At 69.9% G+C, this 18,825-nt stretch carries 18 protein-coding genes; 9 read left to right on the forward strand and 9 right to left on the reverse strand.

Going from position 1 to position 18,825, the window contains the following annotated elements:
• Positions 1-87: 87 nt before the first annotated feature.
• Together ACWDEX_RS00560 and ACWDEX_RS00565 are read left to right on the forward strand one after the other, a co-directional pair.
• Entirely contained in the window at positions 88-1,515 is a 1,428-nt protein-coding gene (locus ACWDEX_RS00560) for an MFS transporter (protein ID WP_450460897.1), read from the forward strand.
• Between the two features lie 42 nt (positions 1,516-1,557).
• Positions 1,558-2,013: a VOC family protein gene (locus ACWDEX_RS00565; protein ID WP_450460898.1), complete on the forward strand. Its 456-nt coding sequence runs from the start codon at positions 1,558-1,560 to the stop codon at positions 2,011-2,013.
• 82 nt (positions 2,014-2,095) lie between these two features.
• Here the strand turns inward: ACWDEX_RS00565 and ACWDEX_RS00570 are convergent, their stop codons facing one another.
• Positions 2,096-3,478 carry a glycine--tRNA ligase gene (locus tag ACWDEX_RS00570; RefSeq protein WP_450460899.1) on the reverse strand — a complete coding sequence of 461 codons (1,383 nt, stop codon included), beginning with the start codon at positions 3,476-3,478 and terminating at the stop codon, positions 2,096-2,098.
• A 210-nt stretch (positions 3,479-3,688) separates the two neighbouring features.
• On the opposite strand from ACWDEX_RS00570, the gene ACWDEX_RS00575 reads away from it, so the two are divergent.
• From ACWDEX_RS00575 to ACWDEX_RS00590, 4 genes are read left to right on the forward strand one after another with little or no spacing between them, the layout of a single operon-like run.
• Positions 3,689-4,645, forward strand: coding sequence for a metal ABC transporter substrate-binding protein (locus ACWDEX_RS00575; protein ID WP_450460900.1), 957 nt, complete (start codon positions 3,689-3,691; stop codon positions 4,643-4,645).
• 17 nt (positions 4,646-4,662) lie between these two features.
• Complete coding sequence (locus tag ACWDEX_RS00580) at positions 4,663-5,430, forward strand: metal ABC transporter ATP-binding protein (RefSeq protein WP_450460901.1); 768 nt, start codon at positions 4,663-4,665, stop codon at positions 5,428-5,430.
• Entirely contained in the window at positions 5,430-6,332 is a 903-nt protein-coding gene (locus ACWDEX_RS00585; RefSeq protein WP_450460902.1) for a metal ABC transporter permease, read from the forward strand. Before ACWDEX_RS00580 ends, ACWDEX_RS00585 begins: the two co-directional genes overlap by 1 nt.
• A gap of 58 nt (positions 6,333-6,390) precedes the next feature.
• Positions 6,391-6,813 carry a Fur family transcriptional regulator gene (locus ACWDEX_RS00590; protein WP_450460903.1) on the forward strand — a complete coding sequence of 141 codons (423 nt, stop codon included), beginning with the start codon at positions 6,391-6,393 and terminating at the stop codon, positions 6,811-6,813.
• 6 nt (positions 6,814-6,819) lie between these two features.
• On the opposite strand, the gene ACWDEX_RS00595 is transcribed toward ACWDEX_RS00590, so the two are convergent.
• The 4 genes from ACWDEX_RS00595 to ACWDEX_RS00610 form a co-directional block, all read right to left on the reverse strand.
• The gene (locus ACWDEX_RS00595; RefSeq protein WP_450460904.1) at positions 6,820-7,341 is read right to left on the reverse strand and encodes a YcxB family protein; all 522 of its coding nucleotides are present in this window, start codon (positions 7,339-7,341) and stop codon (positions 6,820-6,822) included.
• Between the two features lie 189 nt (positions 7,342-7,530).
• Positions 7,531-8,367: an isoprenyl transferase gene (locus tag ACWDEX_RS00600; protein ID WP_450460905.1), complete on the reverse strand. Its 837-nt coding sequence runs from the start codon at positions 8,365-8,367 to the stop codon at positions 7,531-7,533.
• A 24-nt stretch (positions 8,368-8,391) separates the two neighbouring features.
• On the reverse strand, positions 8,392-9,138 hold the full coding sequence (gene recO / locus ACWDEX_RS00605) for a DNA repair protein RecO (RefSeq protein WP_450460906.1): 747 nt from the start codon (positions 9,136-9,138) through the stop codon (positions 8,392-8,394).
• A gap of 60 nt (positions 9,139-9,198) precedes the next feature.
• On the reverse strand, positions 9,199-9,414 hold the full coding sequence (locus ACWDEX_RS00610; RefSeq protein ID WP_450460907.1) for a hypothetical protein: 216 nt from the start codon (positions 9,412-9,414) through the stop codon (positions 9,199-9,201).
• Positions 9,415-9,776: 362 nt separating this feature from the next.
• On the opposite strand from ACWDEX_RS00610, the gene ACWDEX_RS00615 reads away from it, so the two are divergent.
• Positions 9,777-10,364 carry a Scr1 family TA system antitoxin-like transcriptional regulator gene (locus ACWDEX_RS00615; RefSeq protein ID WP_450460908.1) on the forward strand — a complete coding sequence of 196 codons (588 nt, stop codon included), beginning with the start codon at positions 9,777-9,779 and terminating at the stop codon, positions 10,362-10,364.
• Positions 10,346-10,627, forward strand: coding sequence for a DUF397 domain-containing protein (locus ACWDEX_RS00620; RefSeq protein WP_450460909.1), 282 nt, complete (start codon positions 10,346-10,348; stop codon positions 10,625-10,627). Before ACWDEX_RS00615 ends, ACWDEX_RS00620 begins: the two co-directional genes overlap by 19 nt.
• 143 nt (positions 10,628-10,770) lie before the next feature.
• On the opposite strand, the gene ACWDEX_RS00625 is transcribed toward ACWDEX_RS00620, so the two are convergent.
• A complete protein-coding gene (locus ACWDEX_RS00625) occupies positions 10,771-12,093 on the reverse strand; it encodes an outer membrane protein assembly factor BamB family protein (protein WP_450460910.1) in 1,323 nt (440 codons plus the stop codon).
• 239 nt (positions 12,094-12,332) lie between these two features.
• The gene (locus ACWDEX_RS00630) at positions 12,333-12,500 is read right to left on the reverse strand and encodes a hypothetical protein (protein ID WP_450460911.1); all 168 of its coding nucleotides are present in this window, start codon (positions 12,498-12,500) and stop codon (positions 12,333-12,335) included.
• Between the two features lie 248 nt (positions 12,501-12,748).
• On the opposite strand from ACWDEX_RS00630, the gene ACWDEX_RS00635 reads away from it, so the two are divergent.
• On the forward strand, positions 12,749-16,567 hold the full coding sequence (locus ACWDEX_RS00635) for an nSTAND1 domain-containing NTPase (protein WP_450460912.1): 3,819 nt from the start codon (positions 12,749-12,751) through the stop codon (positions 16,565-16,567).
• Between the two features lie 33 nt (positions 16,568-16,600).
• On the opposite strand, the gene ACWDEX_RS00640 is transcribed toward ACWDEX_RS00635, so the two are convergent.
• Positions 16,601-17,254 carry a response regulator gene (locus tag ACWDEX_RS00640; protein ID WP_450460913.1) on the reverse strand — a complete coding sequence of 218 codons (654 nt, stop codon included), beginning with the start codon at positions 17,252-17,254 and terminating at the stop codon, positions 16,601-16,603.
• Positions 17,251-18,456 carry a sensor histidine kinase gene (locus ACWDEX_RS00645; protein WP_450460914.1) on the reverse strand — a complete coding sequence of 402 codons (1,206 nt, stop codon included), beginning with the start codon at positions 18,454-18,456 and terminating at the stop codon, positions 17,251-17,253. Before ACWDEX_RS00645 ends, ACWDEX_RS00640 begins: the two co-directional genes overlap by 4 nt.
• Positions 18,457-18,825: the final 369 nt, after the last annotated feature.

The following is an 18,825-nucleotide window of genomic DNA, read 5'->3' on the forward strand; positions in this document are numbered from 1 at the left end:
CGCCCGCCCGACCCTGTTGCCAGGTAGTGCTTGTACCAGGATAAAGACACTCTGGTACCACGCTGAGAGTCGGCGCAGGCTCTTGGCGTGACCGACATCCTCACTCCCCCTGCAGTCCGCTCGCCCGTGGCGACACCCCGCCTGAGCGGGCTGGGCCTGTTCACGGTGCTGCTGGGCGCGGCACTTCCCCTCATCGACTTCTTCATCGTCAACGTCGCCCTGCCGACGATCGGCAAGGACCTGCACGCGGGCGAGGCCGTCCTCGAACTCGTCGTCGCCGGGTACGGGGTCTCCTACGCCGTCCTGCTCGTCCTCGGCGGCCGGTTGGGCGACCTCTTCGGCCGCCGTCAGTTCTTCCTCGGCGGGATGGCGGCCTTCGGGCTGACCTCGCTGGCCTGCGGCCTGGCCCCGAACGCCTGGACGCTGGTCGTGGCACGCGTCGCGCAGGGCGCGGCCTCCGCGGCGATGCTGCCGCAGGTGCTCGCCACCATCCAGGCGGCGACCAGCGGGCAGCGCCGCGCCAAGGCGATGAGTCTGTACGGCGCGACCGCCGGACTGTCCATGGTGGCCGGGCAGATCCTCGGCGGTGTGCTGGTGGCCGCGGACATCGCAGGCACCGGCTGGCGTTCGGTGTTCCTCGTCAACATCCCGGTGGTGGTCGTCGGCCTGGTCCTGGCCGCGCGGGCCGTCCCGGAGACCCGCTCGCCGCGCCCGGAGCCCGTGGACGGCCCCGGTACCGTTCTGCTCGCGGTGTCGCTGCTGACCCTGCTCGTACCGCTCACCGAGGGCCGCGCGGCGGGCTGGCCGCTGTGGACCTGGCTGGCGCTGGCTGCCTTCCCGTTCGCGGCTTGGGCGTTCTACGCCGTGGAGCGCCGGGAGGACCGGCTCGGCCGTACTCCGCTGGTGCCGCCGAGCCTGTTCGCGCTGGTGTCGCTGCGCCGTGGACTGGCGATGATCGTGCCGTTCTCGATCGGCTTCAGCGGGTTCATGTTCGTGATCGCGGTGGCACTGCAGCGGGGCGCCGGGCTGGGTCCGGTTCCCGCCGGTTTCGCGCTCGCCCCGTTGGCGCTGTCGTTCTTCGCGGTCTCGCTGTGCGGGCCCCGGCTGGTCGCCCGCTTCGGTACACGGGTGGTGACCGCGGGCGGGCTGATCCAGGCGGCCGGTCTGGTGCTGATCGCGCTCGCCGCCTGGCGCTCGTGGCCCCATCTGGGCGTGACGGAGCTGCTGCCGGGTGCGGCGGTGGCCGGCGCGGGCCAGGCCCTCCAACTCCCCGTCCTGCTGCGGATCGTGCTGTCCGAGGTGCCCTCGGCGCGGGCGGGCGTCGGCAGCGGCGTGATGGCCACGACCCAGCAGTCGGCACTGGCCCTGGGCGTGGCGACGCTCGGCTCGCTCTTCCTGGCCCTGGTGCCCGGGATGGGCATGCGGGACGCACTGGTGATCACGCTCCTGACCCAGCTGGCCACCGTGGCCCTGACGGTCGCCCTGAGCCTGCGGCTACCGCGCACGATCCGCTGATTCCCAGCACACAGCCGAGAACGGGCGCATATAAAGGGCTGCATGACAGCACTGGACTGGAAGCTGGTAGTCGACACGCGCAACGCCCCCGTCCTGGCGGACTTCTGGGCGGCGGCGCTGGCGTACGAGGTGGAGGACAACAGCGCCCTGATCACCCGCCTGTTGACGGCGGGGCAACTTCCCGAGGCGGCGGTGGCGGAACACAACGGCAGCCGCGTCTTCCGGGGCTTCGCGGCGATCCGGCACCCCGACGACCCGTACGACGAGGCCACGGGCATCGGCCGGGGTCGCCGCATACTCTTCCAGGACGTGCCCGAGCCGAAACCCGCGAAGAACCGACTGCACATCGACGTCCACGCAGGCCCGGACGCCCGCGACGCCACGGTGGCACGCCTGGAGACCCTGGGCGCGATGCGCGTCGAGGAGGTGGACAAGGGCCCGGCGGGCCACTGGTGGCTCATGCGCGACCCGGAGGGCAACGAGTTCTGCGTGGCATAGGCGGACGAGCCCCGACGCACAACGCAACGCCGGGCGGGCTGGATCGGCTCCAGCCCGCCCGGCGTTGCGGTCAGGTTCCTGCTCAGCAGCCCAGGAGGCGGCTGGCCAGGTAGCCCTCGATCTGGTCGAGGGAGACGCGCTCCTGCTTCATCGTGTCGCGCTCACGCACCGTCACCGCGTTGTCGTCCAGCGTGTCGAAGTCGACCGTCACGCAGTACGGCGTGCCGATCTCGTCCTGGCGGCGGTAGCGGCGGCCGATGGCGCCCGCGTCGTCGAACTCGATGTTCCAGTGCTTGCGCAGAGCCTGGGCCAGGCCCTTGGCCTTCGGGGACAGCTCCGGGTTCCGGGACAGCGGCAGCACGGCCACCTTCACCGGCGCCAGGCGGTGGTCCAGGCGCAGCACCGTGCGCTTCTCCATCTTGCCCTTGGCGTTCGGGGCCTCGTCCTCGACGTAGGCGTCCAGGAGGAACGCCAGCATCGTGCGGCCGACACCGGCCGCCGGCTCGATGACGTACGGGGTCCAGCGCTCGCCGGCTTCCTGGTCGAAGTAGGAGAGGTCCTGGCCGGAGCCCTTGGCGTGCGCGGAGAGGTCGTAGTCCGTGCGGTTGGCGACACCCTCCAGCTCACCCCACTCCGAGCCGCCGAACTGGAAGCGGTACTCGATGTCGGCGGTGCGCTTGGAGTAGTGGGAGAGCTTCTCCTTCGGGTGGTCGTACCAGCGCATGTTCTCCTCGCGCAGGCCGAGACCCGTGTACCAGTTCCAGCGCTCCTGCATCCAGTACTCGTGCCACTTCTCGTCCTCGCCCGGCTTGACGAAGAACTCCATCTCCATCTGCTCGAACTCGCGGGTGCGGAAGATGAAGTTGCCCGGCGTGATCTCGTTGCGGAACGACTTGCCCATCTGCGCGATGCCGAACGGCGGCTTGCGGCGCGAGGTCTGCTGGACCTGGGCGAAGTTGGTGAAGATGCCCTGCGCGGTCTCGGGGCGCAGGTACGCGATCGAGCCGCTGTCCTGCGTCGGGCCGAGGTGCGTGGAGAGCAGGCCCGAGAACTGCTTGGGCTCGGTGAACTGGCCCTTGTTGCCGCAGTTGGGGCAGTTGATGTCCGCGAGGCCGTTCTCCGGGAGGCGCTTGTGCTTGGCCTCGTACGCCTCTTCCAGGTGGTCGGCGCGGAAACGCTTGTGACAGGCGGTGCACTCGGTGAGCGGGTCGGTGAAGGTGGCGACGTGACCGGAGGCCACCCAGACCTCGGTCGCCAGGATCACCGAGGAGTCGATACCGACGACGTCCTCGCGAGACGTCACCATGTAGCGCCACCACTGGCGCTTGAGGTTCTCCTTGAGCTCGACACCCAGCGGTCCGTAGTCCCAGGCGGCGCGCTGGCCGCCGTAGATCTCGCTGCAGGGGAATACGAAGCCACGGCGCTTGCTCAGGCTGACGATGGTGTCGATCTTGTCGGCGGCCACGGTGCTCTCTTCATTACGACGACGGGCGACGAAGCGACTGCTACGGAGCGTTGCTTCAGAGCTGTGCTTCAGAGCTGAATGCTTCAGGTTACCGGCGGGGCCTCCCCTTCAATCAAATCGGTTGGGCACCCGCGGGACCTCGGGGGCGCCCCGGGGTCACACCTGAGGGCTTGTTGACAACGGTTTCCATTTTTGTTGAAAATGAGTGTCATGAACGTACGACGCCGCCTCATAGCCGGGACCGCTCTCGCGGTGGCCACCGCGCTGGGCCTCGGTGCTCTCACCGGCTGCTCCTCCAGCGCGGCCACGGACAGCGACGGCAGGTTCGACGTCGTCGCGTCCTTCTACCCGATGGCCTTCCTCGCCGAGCAGATCGGCGGGAAGTACGTCCACGTCACCAGTCTCACCCAGCCCGGCCAGGAGCCGCACGACCTGGAGATCAGCTTCAGGCAGACCGTGCAGCTCGAGAAGTCCGACGCCGTGCTGTACCTCAAGGGGCTGCAGCCCGCCGTCGACGAAGCGGTGGCCCAGTCCGGAGTCAGGACGAAGATCGACGCCGCCTCCCTGACCTCCCTGGAGCAGCACGGCACCGAGGTGGGCGGCCACGCGGCGGACCATGACACCCACGAGGGCGAGGAGCCCGGCGGCAAGGACCCCCACATCTGGCTCGACCCGGTCCGCTACGCCGAGGTCGCCAAGGGCGTCGGCAAGGCCTTCGAGAAGGCCGACCCCCAGCACTCGGACGCGTACCGGAAGAACACCGACGCGCTCGTCAGGAAGCTCGACGACCTCAACGGCCAGTTCGAGCAAGGCCTGAAGAACACCAGGAGCAAGGTCTTCATCACCACGCACGCCGCCTTCGGCTACCTCGCCGAGCGCTACGGGCTCACCGAGGAGGCCGTGAGCGGCCTGGACCCGGAGTCCGAGCCCAGCGCCGCCCGTGTCAGGGACCTTCAGAAGATGGCGAAGGCCGACGGCGTCTCCACCGTCTTCTACGAGACGCTCGTCAGCGACAAGACCGCGAAGACCATCGCCGAGGACGCGAACCTGAGGACGGATGTCCTCGACCCGATCGAGGGCATCACCGACCGGTCCCGCGGCAGCGACTACTTCCAGGTCATGGAGGCCAACCTCAAGGCACTGCAGACCGCCCTGGGAACCAAGTGATCGTCATGGAGGACGTCATGGAAGAGGCCGTCATACGCTTGCGCGGCGCACGCGCCGACCTGGGCGCGCGCCCCGTGCTGCGCGGCATCGATCTCACCGTGCACCGCGGTGAGGTCGTCGCGCTGCTCGGCGCGAACGGCTCGGGCAAGTCGACCGCCGTGCGCAGCATCATCGGCCAGGTGCCGCTGAGCGCCGGCGAGATCGAACTGTTCGGTACCCCGCGGCGTCGCTTCCGCGAGTGGCGGCGCGTCGGGTACGTGCCGCAGCGCACGACCGCCGCGGGCGGGGTGCCCGCCACGGTGACCGAGGTCGTCTCCTCCGGTCGACTGTCGCGCGCCCGCTTCGGCGTCCTGCGCAAGGCCGACCACGAGGCCGTACGACGGGCCCTGGAGCAGGTCGGCATGGCGGACCGGGCGAAGGACTCGGTGGGTGCCCTGTCCGGCGGCCAGCACCAGCGCGTCCTGATCGCCCGCGCGCTCGCCTCCGAGCCCGAACTGCTGATCATGGACGAGCCGATGGCGGGCGTCGACCTGGCGAGCCAGGAGGTCCTCGCCGAGACGCTGAAGGGCCAGGTGGCCGCCGGAGTGACCGTACTGCTGGTGCTGCACGAGCTGGGCCCCCTGGAGCCCTTGATCGACCGCGCGGTCGTCCTGCGCGACGGCTGCGTCCTGCACGACGGCCCGCCCCCGAAGGCCGTGGGCCAACACGCCCTGCCCGGCCACGACCATGTACACCCGCACGACGCCGCGGGCACCGAACCGATCCGCACGGGACTGCTGAGCTGATGGACTTCCTGAACTACGCCTTCATGCAGCGGGCGCTCCTGGCCGCCGTCCTGGTCGGCATCATGGCCCCCGCCGTCGGTATCTACCTCGTGCAGCGCCGCCAGGCCCTGATGGGCGACGGAATCGGCCATGTGGCGATGACCGGCGTCGGCCTCGGCTTCCTGCTGTCCACCTCGCCGGTGTGGATGGCGACGGCCGTCTCGATCCTCGGTGCCGTGCTGATGGAACTGATCCGCTGGTACGGCAGGACGCGCGGCGACATCGCCCTCGCGATGCTGTTCTACGGCGGTATGGCCGGTGGCGTGATGTTCATCAACCTCGCGCCGGGCGGCTCGAACGCGAACCTGACGTCGTACCTGTTCGGCTCGCTGTCGACGGTGTCGCAGTCGGACGTCGTCGCGATCTGCCTGCTGGCGGCCTTCGTGGTCCTGGTCACCCTCGGTCTGCGCCGACAGCTCTTCGCGGTCAGCCAGGACGAGGAGTTCGCGCGGGTGACCGGTCTGCCGGTGCGGGCGCTGAACCTGCTGACGGCGGTCATGGCGGCGGTGACGGTGACGGTCGCGATGCGGGTCGTCGGTCTGCTGCTGGTCTCCGCCCTGATGGTGGTCCCGGTGGCGGCGGCGCAGCAGTTGAGCCGCAGCTTCGCGGCGACCTTCGCGATCGCGGTCGCCATCGGCGTGACCGTCACCCTCGGCGGCACGATCACGTCGTACTACCAGTACGTGCCGCCCGGCGCGACGATCGTGCTGATGACGATCGCCGCGTTCATCGCGCTGACGGCCCTCGCCACGCCGCTGGCCCGCCGCCGCGCCCGAGCGGTCGCCGCGGCGCAGGCCACCGGGGACCCGGCGGAGTGCGCGATTCCGGCTCCCCAGGGGGCGAGTGACGAGGCAAGAGTCTGACTGCGCACAGTCCGGGCTGGCACAATGGCCCGGCAGGCGCAGATGCAAGGAGGCAACGGTGACGACCGCCGGCCCGCCCGTACGGGGACGATCCACCCGCCAGCGTGCCGCCGTGGCTGCGGCGCTCGACGAGGTCGACGAGTTCCGCAGCGCGCAGGAGCTCCACGACATGCTCAAGCACAAGGGCGACTCGGTCGGACTCACCACGGTCTACCGCACCTTGCAGTCCCTTGCCGACGCGGGCGAGGTCGACGTCCTGCGCACCTCCGACGGTGAGTCGGTCTACCGCCGCTGCTCGACCGGCGAACACCACCACCACCTGGTCTGCCGCGTGTGCGGCAAGGCGGTCGAGGTCGAGGGTCCCGCGGTGGAGAAGTGGGCCGAGGCGATCGCCGCGGAGCACGGCTACGTCAACGTGGCGCACACGGTGGAGATCTTCGGGACGTGCGCGGAGTGCGCGCGGGCCGCGGCCGAGAGCTGAACGGGATCAGACGCGGGGCAGGTGGCGGTCCAGGAGGGCGCGCAGCCTGTCCACGTCCTGCGGGGCACGCAGCCCACGCTTGGGCAGCACCTCCACCAGCAGGATGTTCGGGTCGCGGCTGAGCAGCACCACATGGTCGCGGGTCTCGCGGTAGCCACGGAAGACCGACCAGCGCTGTACGAGCGTGACGTACGCGGTCTCGGCCGTGACCCCGGTGTCGGTCACGGCGGTGCGGTACTCGCCCTGCCACGCGACGGTGCGCAGGGCGTGGTGGGCCTGGAGATGCGGGATCGACCAGAACACGGCGGAGCAGAAGAGCGCGACCACCGCCGAGAGCACCGACGTCTTCTCCGAGGTCACGGCCTGCACGGCGAACACCAGGAACAGCACCGCGAAACCCCACCGGGCCAGATGCAGCCGCCGTCTGCGCTCACGCACCATGACGCCGGCGAGCACGTCAGCGCGCGTCGGCCGGTAGACCAACTCGACGATGTCCTGCCGTTCGTCCCGCCCCATGTCCATGACCATGAGGCGGGATCCTAGTGCCTCGGCAGGCAACGTTTGCCCGTGAAGGAGCGGCGTCCGGTGCGTGCTCTCGGCGTGCCGGCCGGAAGCCCTCGTACTGGATGTACTTGGGTTTTCGGCCGGTGCGGCGAGAGTGCGTGCCGGGCGTCGCGACGGGGCGAACGTTGCCTGCCGGGGTGCTGACGAAGGGACTCAGTCCTCTTGCCGGCCCTCCATGGCCAGCAGTTCCTCGTTCGGGATCGCCCCGCCGAAGCGGCGGTCGCGGGAGGCGAACTCCAGGCACGCCCGCCACAGGTCACGCCGGTCGAAGTCGGGCCACAGCACGTCCTGGAAGACCATCTCGGCGTAAGCGCTCTGCCAGATCAGGTAGTTGGAGGTGCGCTGCTCGCCGCTCGGCCGCAGGAACATGTCCACGTCCGGCATGTCCGGGTAGTACAGGTACTTTGCGAGGGTCTTCTCCGTGACCTTCGACGGGTCGAGCCGGCCCGCCTTCACGTCCTCCGCCAGGGCCTGCGCCGCGTCCGCGATCTCGGCACGGCCGCCGTAGTTCATGCAGAAGTAGAGCGTGAGCTTGTCGTTGTCCTTGGTCTGCTCCTGGGCGACCTGGAGTTCCTTGGCGACCGACTTCCACAACTTGGGCATCCGGCCCACCCAGCGCACCCGGATGCCGAGCTCGTCGAGCTGGTCGCGGGACTTGCGGATGAAGTCACGGTTGAAGTTCATCAGGAAGCGCACCTCGTCCGGGGAGCGCCGCCAGTTCTCGGTGGAGAAGGCGTACAGCGAGATGTTCCCGACGCCCATCTCGATCGCGCCCTGAAGCACGTCCACGACGCGCTCGGCGCCGACCTTGTGTCCCTCGGTGCGCGGCAGCCCGCGCTCCTTGGCCCACCGGCCGTTCCCGTCCATGACGATCGCCACATGGTTCGGGACCAGCTCGCCGGGGAGCTTGGGCGGGCGAGCCCCGGACGGGTGCGGCTCCGGCGTGCTGTACTCACGGCGCTGGCGCCCCAGGATCCCGCGTACGGCCATGTGCTCTCGTCTCCTCTTACGTGCCTACTTCTCTACGTACCGTAGCGAGCGAAGCCCGCGCTCCAGGTGCCAGTGCAGATACGCGGACACCAGGCCGCTCCCCTCCCGGACGTACCGCGGCTCGCACGCGTCCGCGGTCCCCCAGTCGCCCGTCAGCAGCGCGCCGAGCAGTTCGAGGGCCTGGGGCGAGGGTACGACGCTGCCGGGCACCCGGCAGTCGACGCACACGGACCCGCCGGACGCCACGGAGAAGAACCGGTTGGGTCCGGGCATACCGCACTTCGCGCAGTCGCCGAAGCTGGGCGCGTAACCGTTGACGGCGAGGGAGCGCAGCAGGAAGGCGTCGAGGACGAGGTGCGGCGCGTGCTCACCACGGGCGAGGGTACGCAGCCCGCCGACGAGCAGCAGATACTGCTGGACCGCCGGCTCCCCCTCGTGATCGGTGAAGCGCTCGGCGGTCTCCAGCATGGCGGTGCCGGCGGTGTAGCGGGCGTAGTCGGTCACGATCCCGCCACCGTAGGGGGCTATGGTCTCGCTCTGCGTGCACAGCGGCAGCCCGCGCCCGACCAGCTCGCTCCCCCGCGCGAAGAACTGCACGTCCACGTGTGAGAAGGGCTCCAGCCGGGCCCCGAACTTCGACTTGGTCCGCCGTACCCCGCGCGCCACGGCACGTACGCGTCCGTGCCCGCGCGTGAGCAGCGTGATGATCCGGTCCGCCTCACCCAGCTTCTGGGTGCGCAGCACGATGCCGTCGTCGCGGAACAGACTCATGGGAGCCATTCTCGCCTACGCGGGGCGCGCCCCGGGCCCCCGCTCGTCGGGGTGCGCGCTTCAGGGCACCTCACCGCGGCTGCGGGCGTTGGCGTACGCGGTCGCCGCGCGGAGGCGCTCCATCTGTGTGGCGGGGCGCACACAGTCCGGCTCGACATCCCACTCCCTGCCCCCGCCGAACGGCCTGAGCTGTACGTAGGGACTCTCGTGCCCCATCACCACGCCCACCCTCCCGGTACGGACGTCGACGGCGTACGACCCGATCGGCGGCTTCATCCCGCCTCCGCGGCCCGCTGCGGACGAAGGGCCGCCACGAGCCGGGCGGCGACCTCGACGGAACAGCCGCCCAATTCCACGAGCGGGCAGGGAGCCTCGCGCGCAATACTTGCCAGGTCGAGCCGGAGTGACGGCAAAGCAATTCCGGCGTTCGCGAGCGCCGCCCGCAAATCTTTCACTGTTTCCTCCGCGTCATCGACGCAGCGCGCCGAATGTCGTCCACCGGGTGATACATGTGCTGCAGCCACCCTGCTCCCCTTTCCTTTCGAGCTTTACACTTCGCACCTCCATAGTGACGCTCCGCACCTAAACTCGGGGGTGTCTGTGCCCTACAAGCGCAAGGCAGCGGAGGGACGGTCGCCATGGCCAATGGTTCGCGTCAGGCAGCATGGGAGTTCTTCGGTGCGGAGCTGAAACGACAGCGAGAGGACGCGGGATTCACCCAAGTCGAGCTGGGAGAACGGGTCTTCGTCTCGGGCGGCTATATCGGCCAATTCGAACAGGCTATTCGGAAACCACAGCTGGACGTGGCCCAGCGGATCGACACGGTCCTGCAAACCGAGGGTTTTTTCGAGCGCACATGGCGAAAGCTCATTGATGACAAGCGGTACGCCGATTACTTCGCGGCCGTGGCGGAGATGGCCGCCCAGTTGGACCACATCGCGGAGCTGGCGCGGCGGCGGATGGTCCTTGTGCAGGTGCTGCCGACCAGCGTCGGCGCGTACCCGCTCATGGGACGCATGGTCAGGCTCTTCGAGTTCGAGGACGCGCCGCCGACTGCCTATACAGAGGCGGTGTATTCGGGGAGCCTTCTCGACGATCCGGCCCTGGTGAAGCGTGTGCAGGGGACCTACGATCTGCTGAGGGCCGCCGCGCTGCCGCCGGAGGTGTCCCTCGCCCTGGTCGAGTCGGCGGCGGAGGACTTCAGACGATGCGCGGGTACGACCTGAGCAACGCCCGCTGGCGCAAGAGCACCTACAGCGACGACAACGGCGGCGACTGCGTAGAAGTCGCCCACGACTTCCCCGGCGCCGCCCGCTGGCGCAAGATCACCTACAGCGACGGCAACGGCGGCAGCTGCGTAGAAGTCGCCGACGGAGTCCCCGGTGTCGTACCGGTCCGCGACAGCAAGGTGCCAGGTGGTGCCGTGCTGCTCTTCGGCTCGACGGCGTGGACGGGGTTCATCCGTACGGTGGGGACCGCCCGCCCTTAGGGCCGCGTCAGCCTGAACCTACTCGCTGCTCTCGGCTCGGACACCGAGAGCAGCACTCCGCCGCAACCGCAGCAGAGAACGTCTCCTCTGCTCACCCTGACTGAAGACACCTGGTCTCTCCTGCGGCGCGAAGCCCAGTGGTCTCACTTTGCCGTGCGATACAGGGTGTCCTGGTTTTCGCCGCCGAGCCCCGCGTACGCGTTCACCAGCTTCGGCGTTGCCCCCGGGGCGAGTTCCCGGTCCGCACCGGTCGTGCCGTCCAGGACGACAGGCTCGGACGCCCCGCCGTCCCGGCTGAGCGATGCGTACACGGCGCCATGGAAGGCTGTGACCAGCTCTGGGGCCACCCGGCCCGGGGCTCCGTCGGCGCCGCCGAGCTGCCACAGCCGTTTCCTGCCCGCTGCCTCGTAGGCGGCCAGTTCGCCGCCGACCGTGGTGTGGAAGAAGCAGAAGGTGAGGGACCGCTGGTCGTAGACACAGCGCTGCACCTCGTGCAGGTCCTCACCGATGCCCGGCGCGTCGAGCTCCTTTCCGTCCGAGAGCCGCAGTACCGCTGCCGACCCGTGGTAGCTCCTGTCCAGCACGAACACACTCTGCGTCGAGAACGGCGTTGCCGCGAACTCGGCCGAACGAGCTGCCTCCAGGGCCCGCCACTGCTTGTTGCCCGATCCGGAGTCCAGGGACGCGACGGCCCTGGTGCCGTCGCCCGAGGAATCCACACCGAGCACGTGTGAGCCCTGGACGAGCTGGGCCTCGAAGTCCTGCTGGGTCCACAGCTTCTTCCGGGACTTCAGATCGATGCCGTATGTGTTCGGGGGTGCCAGGGACCCGCCGAGCACGACCACGGCTACATTGCCGCTGATTCCCGCCACATGGCAGAAGTCGCCCCCCACCGTGATTCCGAGCGGGGCCTGCCAGGCGGCTGTGCCCGTCCTGGTGTCCAGCGCGACGAGTTCGTAGGTCGAGGTGTCAGCCGTGGTGCCGGCCCCCTTGGTCACAGTGGGGAAGACCCCCAGTGCGATCCGTTTCCCGCCCGCGGTGCCCAAGGCGGGCGCCCGCCGCTCGCACAACGGGCCTTCCCCCTCCGCACCTGGTTCGCCGTACCGGTCGGGCAGATCCCCCTGCGGCCGGGCGCCCTCGCCCACCTGATGCCCCGTCGCCAGGTCAAGGGCGACGACCGCGCCTGAGTCGGAGGCGTACGTGTATGCCCTGCGCCCGTCCAGGGCGACCGCGTCGACGCCGGCCTTCCCCAAGGGCAGCGAGCCCGTCGACACGAACCTCGTCGGCGGGTCGTGGGCCGTGAGGGCAGCCGGTGTCGGGCTGGCGGTCGCCTTGTCGCTCGGTCTGGTCCGTTCGATCCCTTGCGGAACTGATTCCTTGGCGTCGTCCTCCTTGCCCCCGCAGGCGACCGTCAGCGTCAACAACGCCGCGACGGCGGCCGCTTGACGTCCCCATATGGCACGCATGCCCATTACTGCCCTCTCTGCGATGTGTGAGTCTGTGGCCTACCGGCAGCAGTGCGCGAGAGGACGCAATTGTTGCGCTGCCCCTATAACCCTCGGCACCCCGCTCCCGACCGGCGGGGGGAGGGGCCACGGGGTGGACCGGTGCGGGCACCCGTCCACCCCTCCTCGCGGCTGGAGGCTCGTCGGCGCGGGCCGTCGCCGGCCCACACGCGACCGAGGCCGCCCTGTCGATGAGGTCCCTACCAGGTAGGGCCGGAGCGCGGCTGCTCCGCCTGCCTGCGGGCCTCCGCCTCGGCGAGACGCGCCTGGTACTCGGCCTCCTGCCTGGCCCGGAACTCCGCGTGCTCGCGCTCCGCGCGCTGGCGGGCCTCTTCGAGGATCCGCACTTCGTCGTCGCTCAGGGGCATGACGTTCTCCCGTCTGTCTGGGTGGGGCAGTGGGTTCGCACGTGAGGGTTCGCATGTGCTCGGCCCTCGGAACCGAGTTTTCACAGCGGGAAGTTTGTTGCGTAAGCCCTGCTCAGAGATGAAAAAAACCACCTGCTGCCGTCGCGCGACGTGAAACGGTCTTGTCGGCGCCGCGCCGGTCCCGGTTGAGTGCGTATTCGGCAAGCACGGGGGAAGGGGCGGCGCCGCCGCCTGGGCAGGGGTGAGGGATGGGACGCCAGGAGAAGCCGCTGGATCCGGACGCGGGGCCGGTGGCACGATTCGCTCACGAACTGCGCCGACTGCGCCGCCAGGCCGGCGGGCCGACCTACGCGGCGATGGCCCGCAGGTCCGGCTACTCGGTGGCGACGCTGTCACGGGCGGCCGCGGGTGAACAGCTGCCCTCGCTGCCGGTCGTACGGGCCTACGCGACAGCCTGCGGCGCGGACCCCGCGGAGTGGGAGAAGCGCCGGCACGCCGTGTCCGAAGAGCTGGTCGCGTCGCAGAACGAGGCGGACGACGCCCCGTCCCCCTACCGTGGGCTGGTCCGGTTCGAGCCCGGTGATCAGGAACTGTTCTTCGGCCGCGACGAACTGAGCGCCGAACTCGCCGCCCTGGCGCACGAGCACCGCGTGATCGCCGTGCTCGGCCCCTCCGGCAGCGGCAAGTCCTCCCTGCTGCGCGCCGGACTGGTTCCCCGTCTCCGTCAGCCCCCGCAGACCGAACCCCCCGGGCCGCCCCCGGCGGCGGTGCGCATTCTCACCCCTGGAGGGCGGCCCCTGAACGGTCACCGACCTGCGTTCATCCCCGCGGACGGCGAGGGGGAGACCTGGGTGATCGTGGACCAGTTCGAGGAGATCTTCACCCTGTACGCCGACCCCGCCCAGCGCCTGGCCTTCATCGAGACCTTGCTGACGGCACGGCAGGACGACAGCCGGCTGCGCGTGGTACTCGGCATCCGGGCCGACTTCTACGCTCGTTGTCTCGAACACCCGGAGCTGGCGGACGTGATCCGCAGGGCCGCTCTGCCGGTCGGACCGATGACCGAGGCGGAACTGCGTCAGGTGATCAACAAACCGGCGGCCCTGCACGGCCTGGTCGTCGAACGCGCCCTGACCGCCCGCCTGCTCAAGGAGATCGCCGCCGAGCGCAGTGCGCTGCCGCTGCTTTCCCATGTGCTGCTGGAGACCTGGCGCCGACGCCGCGGTCGCACCCTCACCCTCGAAGCGTACGAGCAAGCCGGCGGGCTCCAAGGATCCGTAGCGCAGACCGCGGAAGCCGCCTATGCCCGGCTCGACGCCGACCGGCAGCGCACGGCCCGCGGAATCCTGCTGCGCCTGGTCACACCGGGTGAAGGCGCCCCGGACACCCGGCGCCCGACGACGCGTGCCGAACTCGAGGACACCGGCCCCGAGGCCGGGCAGGTCCTCGAGCACCTCGGCCACAGCCGCCTCCTCACGCTCGGTCACGAAGGCGTCGGCCTCGCCCACGAGGCACTGATCGGCGGCTGGCCACGGCTCGCGCGATGGATCGAGGAAGACCGCGAACGCCTCCGCCTCCACCGCCGCCTCACCGAGGCCGCCGATCGGTGGGACACGTCGGGCCGTGATGCGGGAGCGCTCCTGCGCGGCACTCCGCTGACGACCGCCGCCCAGGCCTTTGCAGCGCCCGAACACAAGAGCACCCTCAACGGCGTCGAAAGCGACTTCCTGGCGCGGAGCATGACGGCTTCGCGCAGGCGGACACGGCTGAGGCGCGTAACGGCGGCCGCACTGGTCGTCCTCGTGGTCTTCTCGGTGCTGGGGACGACGCTCGCCCTGCAACAAAACCGCGCCAAGAACGAGCAACGGACCCAGAACGCGGCCCGCCGCACCGTCACCGTCGCCGACAGCCTACGAACCAGCGCCCCCACGCTGGCCGGACGGCTCAGCATCGCGGCATGGCGGCTCGCCCAGACCCGCGAAAGCCACGCCGCCCTCCTCGCGGCTCTCGGACAGGCGGTCGAGCCGGACTTCACTCCACTGTCCCAGAACCTTGAGACCTCACACGCCTCACTGAGTCCCGACGGCACCACACTGCGGGTCCAGCAGGGAGAACAGGTGCAGGAATGGGACGTGGCGACCCGCAGGAGGACGAGCACGTACGCTCTCCGCGGCGCCTCCACGACCTACAGCAGCGCGGACCCCGGCTTGGACGAGAGCACGTCACTGTCGCCGGGCTGGGCTGTATGGAGCCCGGACGGTCGACAGGCCGCCGCCCTGGCCCCCGGCAGCGAAGGCATTGCCGTATGGGACGTACGCACGGGAGCACGCCACACACTCCCGAGCCGCAGGACGGACACGCTCTGGCAGATCGCCATGGCGAACGGAGGCCGTCGCATCGCCCTGGCGATGTACGAACGCACGGAACTCTGGGACCTGCCGAGCAAGCGGCTGCTTCTGACCCTGCCCGACGGCCGGACAGGGGACGGCGCCATCGCCGTGAGCCGCGACGGCCGTCTGCTGGCACGATGCGGAAAGGGAGACCGCGTCGAACTCCGGCACATACCCGACGGGAGAATCCTTCCCCTCAAGCCCCTCACCGTGCAGGAGATACCCAGGCCCTCCTGCCGGCCGGGCACCCTTCAGTTCAGCCCCGACGGCCGGACCCTGTCCGTACTGAGGGACACAGGCATCGAACGGATCGACACGGTCACCGGACGGACCTTGGACCAACTCACACAAGCCGGGCTGACAGAGGTGTCCTTCAGCCCGGACTCCCGATTCATCGCCGGTGTCACGAACGACGAGCTGCTGCTGTGGCGCAACACCCGCGCCCCGCATGACCCGGTTGCCGCATCCGGCGACGAGGTCGGCCTCCCTGTGCTGAAGATGTTCCTGCCCAGGGACAGACCCTACGCGGTACGAGTTGACGTCGCCGCCGGCGCCATCCGCTATCTGGGCTCGGCGGGACGCACCGTGCGGACGGTGAACGCACGCAGTGCTCTCACGGCGGTCTGGGACGACACGAGCGGGGAAGCCGTACGTTTCAGCCCCAGCGGAAACACCATGGCAGTTCCCAGGATCACCGACCGGGATCTGTCCTTCGAACTGCGCGAGAGCGGCCACAGCAGGCTTCTGGGCACGACTGGCAAGGTGAGCTTCCGCCCGGGCGGCGTCATCCGGGCGGTGGCCTCCTTCAGCCCCGACGGCCGGTTCTTCGCCTTCGCAGGTGTCCGTATGACGCTCGAGGCCCCGGATCCCGCCGACGCGTCACACATCCGGGTCTGGGACGTCAAAGCCCGACGGCCAGTGGCGGACCTGCCGCTCCCAGGAGGTCAGGACCCACCCGACTCCCTCGCGATGGTGAACACCACAGGAGCACCGGTGGTCCACGCCCTGCTCTCCGGATCGGTATGGGACCTGACGCACGGCAGACAACTCACACGCTTCTCGGAAGGAACGGGTGCGAGCTGGATCGCCGCGCACCCTCACCTGCCCTTGCTGGCGCTCAACGACGGAACTGTCCTGCAACTGCCGCGGGGCCGAGTGCTTCGCCACCGAACCGAACGCAACTTCAGCCAGGCCATGGCCTACAGCCCCAGCGGCGACCTGCTCGCCACAGCCGACGGAGCCGGTCGCGTTCTCCTCCACGACGGCACGACGAATGCCCCGCAGGGAGTGCTGAGCGACGGCCTCTCGGACGGCCCCGACGGCAACCTTCTGCCCATCACCGCCATCGCGTTCTCCCCGGACGGGCAGACGCTGGCCGTCGGAAACCCCGTCGGCCGCGTCCGGCTGTGGGACCTCCCCTCCCGCACCCCGCTCGGCGCCCCCCTGCCCACAGGCGGCGACAGCGTGCGAGGCCTCGCCTTCTCCCCGGGCGGCCAGACCCTCTACGCACAAGGAGCGCACACCCCTCTGCGCGCCTACCTGCTCTCCCCCGAGCGCCTCGCCACCGACCTGTGCGCACGCTTCGGCTCCCTCACCCGCGCGCAGTGGACCACCTACATTCCTGACCAGCTGTACCGCCCCACCTGCTTGCACCGTCGGACCTCTGGGCGCAAATGATCTCCGGAAGCCGCCGCCCCGACCCCCCGGTGCCTATCCGACCGACACCAGCCCCGCCTCATACGCGATGATCACCAGTTGCACGCGGTCCCTGGCGTCCAGCTTGGTCAGCAGCCGCGTCAGGTACGTCTTCGCCGTGGCCACGCTGATGTACAGCTCGGCGGCTATCTCCGCGTTCGACAGGCCGCTGCCCACCAGGGTCAGGACCTCCCGCTCCCGGTCCGTGACGGCCGTCAGGTCGCGGCGGTTGCGGGCCGGTTCCGGGCGGGCCGCGAAGTCCTGGATCAGGCGGCGGGTCACGCTCGGCGCGATCAGTGCGTCACCGGACGCGACCACCCGTACCGCCCCGATGATGTCGTCCAGCGCCATGTCCTTCACCAGGAACCCGGACGCGCCCGAGCGCAGCGCCCCGTACACGTACTCGTCGTCGTCGAAGGTCGTCAGGACCACGACCCTCGTGTCCGCCGAGCCCTCCGTGATGCGGCGCGTCGCCTCAATGCCGTCCATCTCCGGCATGCGGATGTCCATCACGACCACGTCGGGGGCGAGTTCCTCGGTCAGGGACACCGCCTCCGCTCCCGTGGCCGCCTCCCCCACCACCTCCACGTCCTCGATGTCGGCCATGACCATGCTCAGCGCCGTACGGATCAGCTGCTGGTCGTCGGCGAGTACCACCCGGACCGTCATCGCGCACCTGCCGGCAACGGAAGCCGCGCCGCCACCCGGAAGCCGCCCTCGGGGCGCGGTGCCGCGCTGAACTGGCCGTGCAGCAGCGTCACCCGCTCACGCATGCCCGCCAGACCGAAGCCCGTGTCCGTGGACTTGCCGCGGCCCCGGCCGTCGTCCGTGACCTCCAGCGCGAGTTCCTCCTCGCCGTAGTCCACGGTCACCTGGCACGCGTGCGTGCCCGAGTGCCGTACGACGTTGGTGACCGACTCCTGGATGATCCGGAACGCCGACAGGTCGATGTCCGGCGGGAGTCGCCGTGGCTCGCCCCGTCGCCGTACCTCGACGCGCACTCCTGCCGCGGTCGTCGCCGCGGCCAGCCGGTCCACGTCGTCCAGTCCAGCGGGCTGCACCGCGGCAGCCGTGCCGTCCTCGTGCCCCGCGTCGGCGGTCCGCAGCGCGACCAGCATCCGCCGCAGCCCTGCCAGCGTCTCCCGGCCCGTCGTCTCCACCGCCCGCATCGCCTCGCGTGCCGCCTCCGGCTGGGTCGACGCCACCCGGGTCGCGGCTCCCGCCTGAAGGGCGATGATGCCGATGCTGTGCGCCACCGTGTCGTGCATCTCACGGGCTATGCGCAGCCGTTCGGCGGTCACCGCCTGCGCCGCCGTCTGGGCGCTCATCCGTTCCACGTGCTCACGGACCTGGTGCGCGGAGGTGCCGAGCAGCCAGGCGATCACGGTGACCAGCGCCACGGCCAGCTCCGCCGAGATATTGGCGTCCCACCCGCACAGCAGCCTCGTGGCGATGTACACGACCAGGGTGCCCACTCCCAAGGCCAGGGCCACGCCGGCGGTGCGGCGCGGCCGGGCCGACGCGATGAAGTACAGCGCCACGATCGGCGTCAGGTACTGCGCCATCGGCAACCCGCCCGCCCCCAGGGTTGTGGTCTCGACGACCGGGGCCAGGATCAGCCAGGTCAGTGCCGCGAGCGGTCGCCGCTCGAGCAGCCGGGCACCCAAGAGCACCATGGCGGTGGACAGCGCATGGAACAGCAGGCCGTCCCAGCGGTACAGCTGGACCGCCGGCCATGTGTCCGGTGCCCACTCACCAGGCAGCCTGACCCGCGCCAGGAGCGTGAGCAGCATGCTCGTACACCAGACGAGCACGATCCATGCGCCGGGCGGCACACGCTTGAGCAGAGGCAACGGCGAAGTGGCGTGCATGCCGTGATCGTAGGTCCGACCCGGCCGGTGGTCATCGTGCCGAGGATGTACGACCACGGTCGACAACCCGCCCCCGGCACTGTCAGCGACGGAGCGATGTCCCGCATCCCCCGCCCACGCGACCGTGGTCCCCGTGATCGAAGCCCGGCACAGCGCGACGACCATGGTCCTCTCCGTGTTCGTCCTGCTGTTCCTGCCTTCCTTCATCACCGAGCGTTACCACTGAACGGCCTGCGTCAGGAACGCGCTCCCGCTCAACGCCTGGGCCCGCCTCGTCGACATCGAGTACGGCCATCGGCCGTACACCCTGGTCCCCCTGTACCCGACGACGGTGAAGGGTGGCTGGATCGTGTTCGGCGCGTGGGCGTT

This window comes from Streptomyces sp. NPDC001020 (genome assembly GCF_053599115.1).

What these genes read in the sequence shown, in the direction of transcription:
- ACWDEX_RS00625 (WP_450460910.1), bottom strand. Translation starts at nt 12,093, where the DNA reads ATGCGTGCCATATGGGGACGTCAAGCGGCCGCCGTCGCGGCGTTGTTG.
- ACWDEX_RS00635 (WP_450460912.1), top strand. Translation starts at nt 12,749, where the DNA reads ATGGGACGCCAGGAGAAGCCGCTGGATCCGGACGCGGGGCCGGTGGCA.
- recO (WP_450460906.1), bottom strand. Translation starts at nt 9,138, where the DNA reads ATGAGTCTGTTCCGCGACGACGGCATCGTGCTGCGCACCCAGAAGCTG.
- ACWDEX_RS00615 (WP_450460908.1), top strand. Translation starts at nt 9,777, where the DNA reads ATGGCCAATGGTTCGCGTCAGGCAGCATGGGAGTTCTTCGGTGCGGAG.
- ACWDEX_RS00595 (WP_450460904.1), bottom strand. Translation starts at nt 7,341, where the DNA reads ATGGTCATGGACATGGGGCGGGACGAACGGCAGGACATCGTCGAGTTG.
- ACWDEX_RS00565 (WP_450460898.1), top strand. Translation starts at nt 1,558, where the DNA reads ATGACAGCACTGGACTGGAAGCTGGTAGTCGACACGCGCAACGCCCCC.
- ACWDEX_RS00640 (WP_450460913.1), bottom strand. Translation starts at nt 17,254, where the DNA reads ATGACGGTCCGGGTGGTACTCGCCGACGACCAGCAGCTGATCCGTACG.
- ACWDEX_RS00645 (WP_450460914.1), bottom strand. Translation starts at nt 18,456, where the DNA reads ATGCACGCCACTTCGCCGTTGCCTCTGCTCAAGCGTGTGCCGCCCGGC.
- ACWDEX_RS00580 (WP_450460901.1), top strand. Translation starts at nt 4,663, where the DNA reads ATGGAAGAGGCCGTCATACGCTTGCGCGGCGCACGCGCCGACCTGGGC.
- ACWDEX_RS00610 (WP_450460907.1), bottom strand. Translation starts at nt 9,414, where the DNA reads ATGAAGCCGCCGATCGGGTCGTACGCCGTCGACGTCCGTACCGGGAGG.
- ACWDEX_RS00575 (WP_450460900.1), top strand. Translation starts at nt 3,689, where the DNA reads ATGAACGTACGACGCCGCCTCATAGCCGGGACCGCTCTCGCGGTGGCC.
- ACWDEX_RS00600 (WP_450460905.1), bottom strand. Translation starts at nt 8,367, where the DNA reads ATGGCCGTACGCGGGATCCTGGGGCGCCAGCGCCGTGAGTACAGCACG.
- ACWDEX_RS00620 (WP_450460909.1), top strand. Translation starts at nt 10,346, where the DNA reads ATGCGCGGGTACGACCTGAGCAACGCCCGCTGGCGCAAGAGCACCTAC.
- ACWDEX_RS00630 (WP_450460911.1), bottom strand. Translation starts at nt 12,500, where the DNA reads ATGCCCCTGAGCGACGACGAAGTGCGGATCCTCGAAGAGGCCCGCCAG.
- ACWDEX_RS00585 (WP_450460902.1), top strand. Translation starts at nt 5,430, where the DNA reads ATGGACTTCCTGAACTACGCCTTCATGCAGCGGGCGCTCCTGGCCGCC.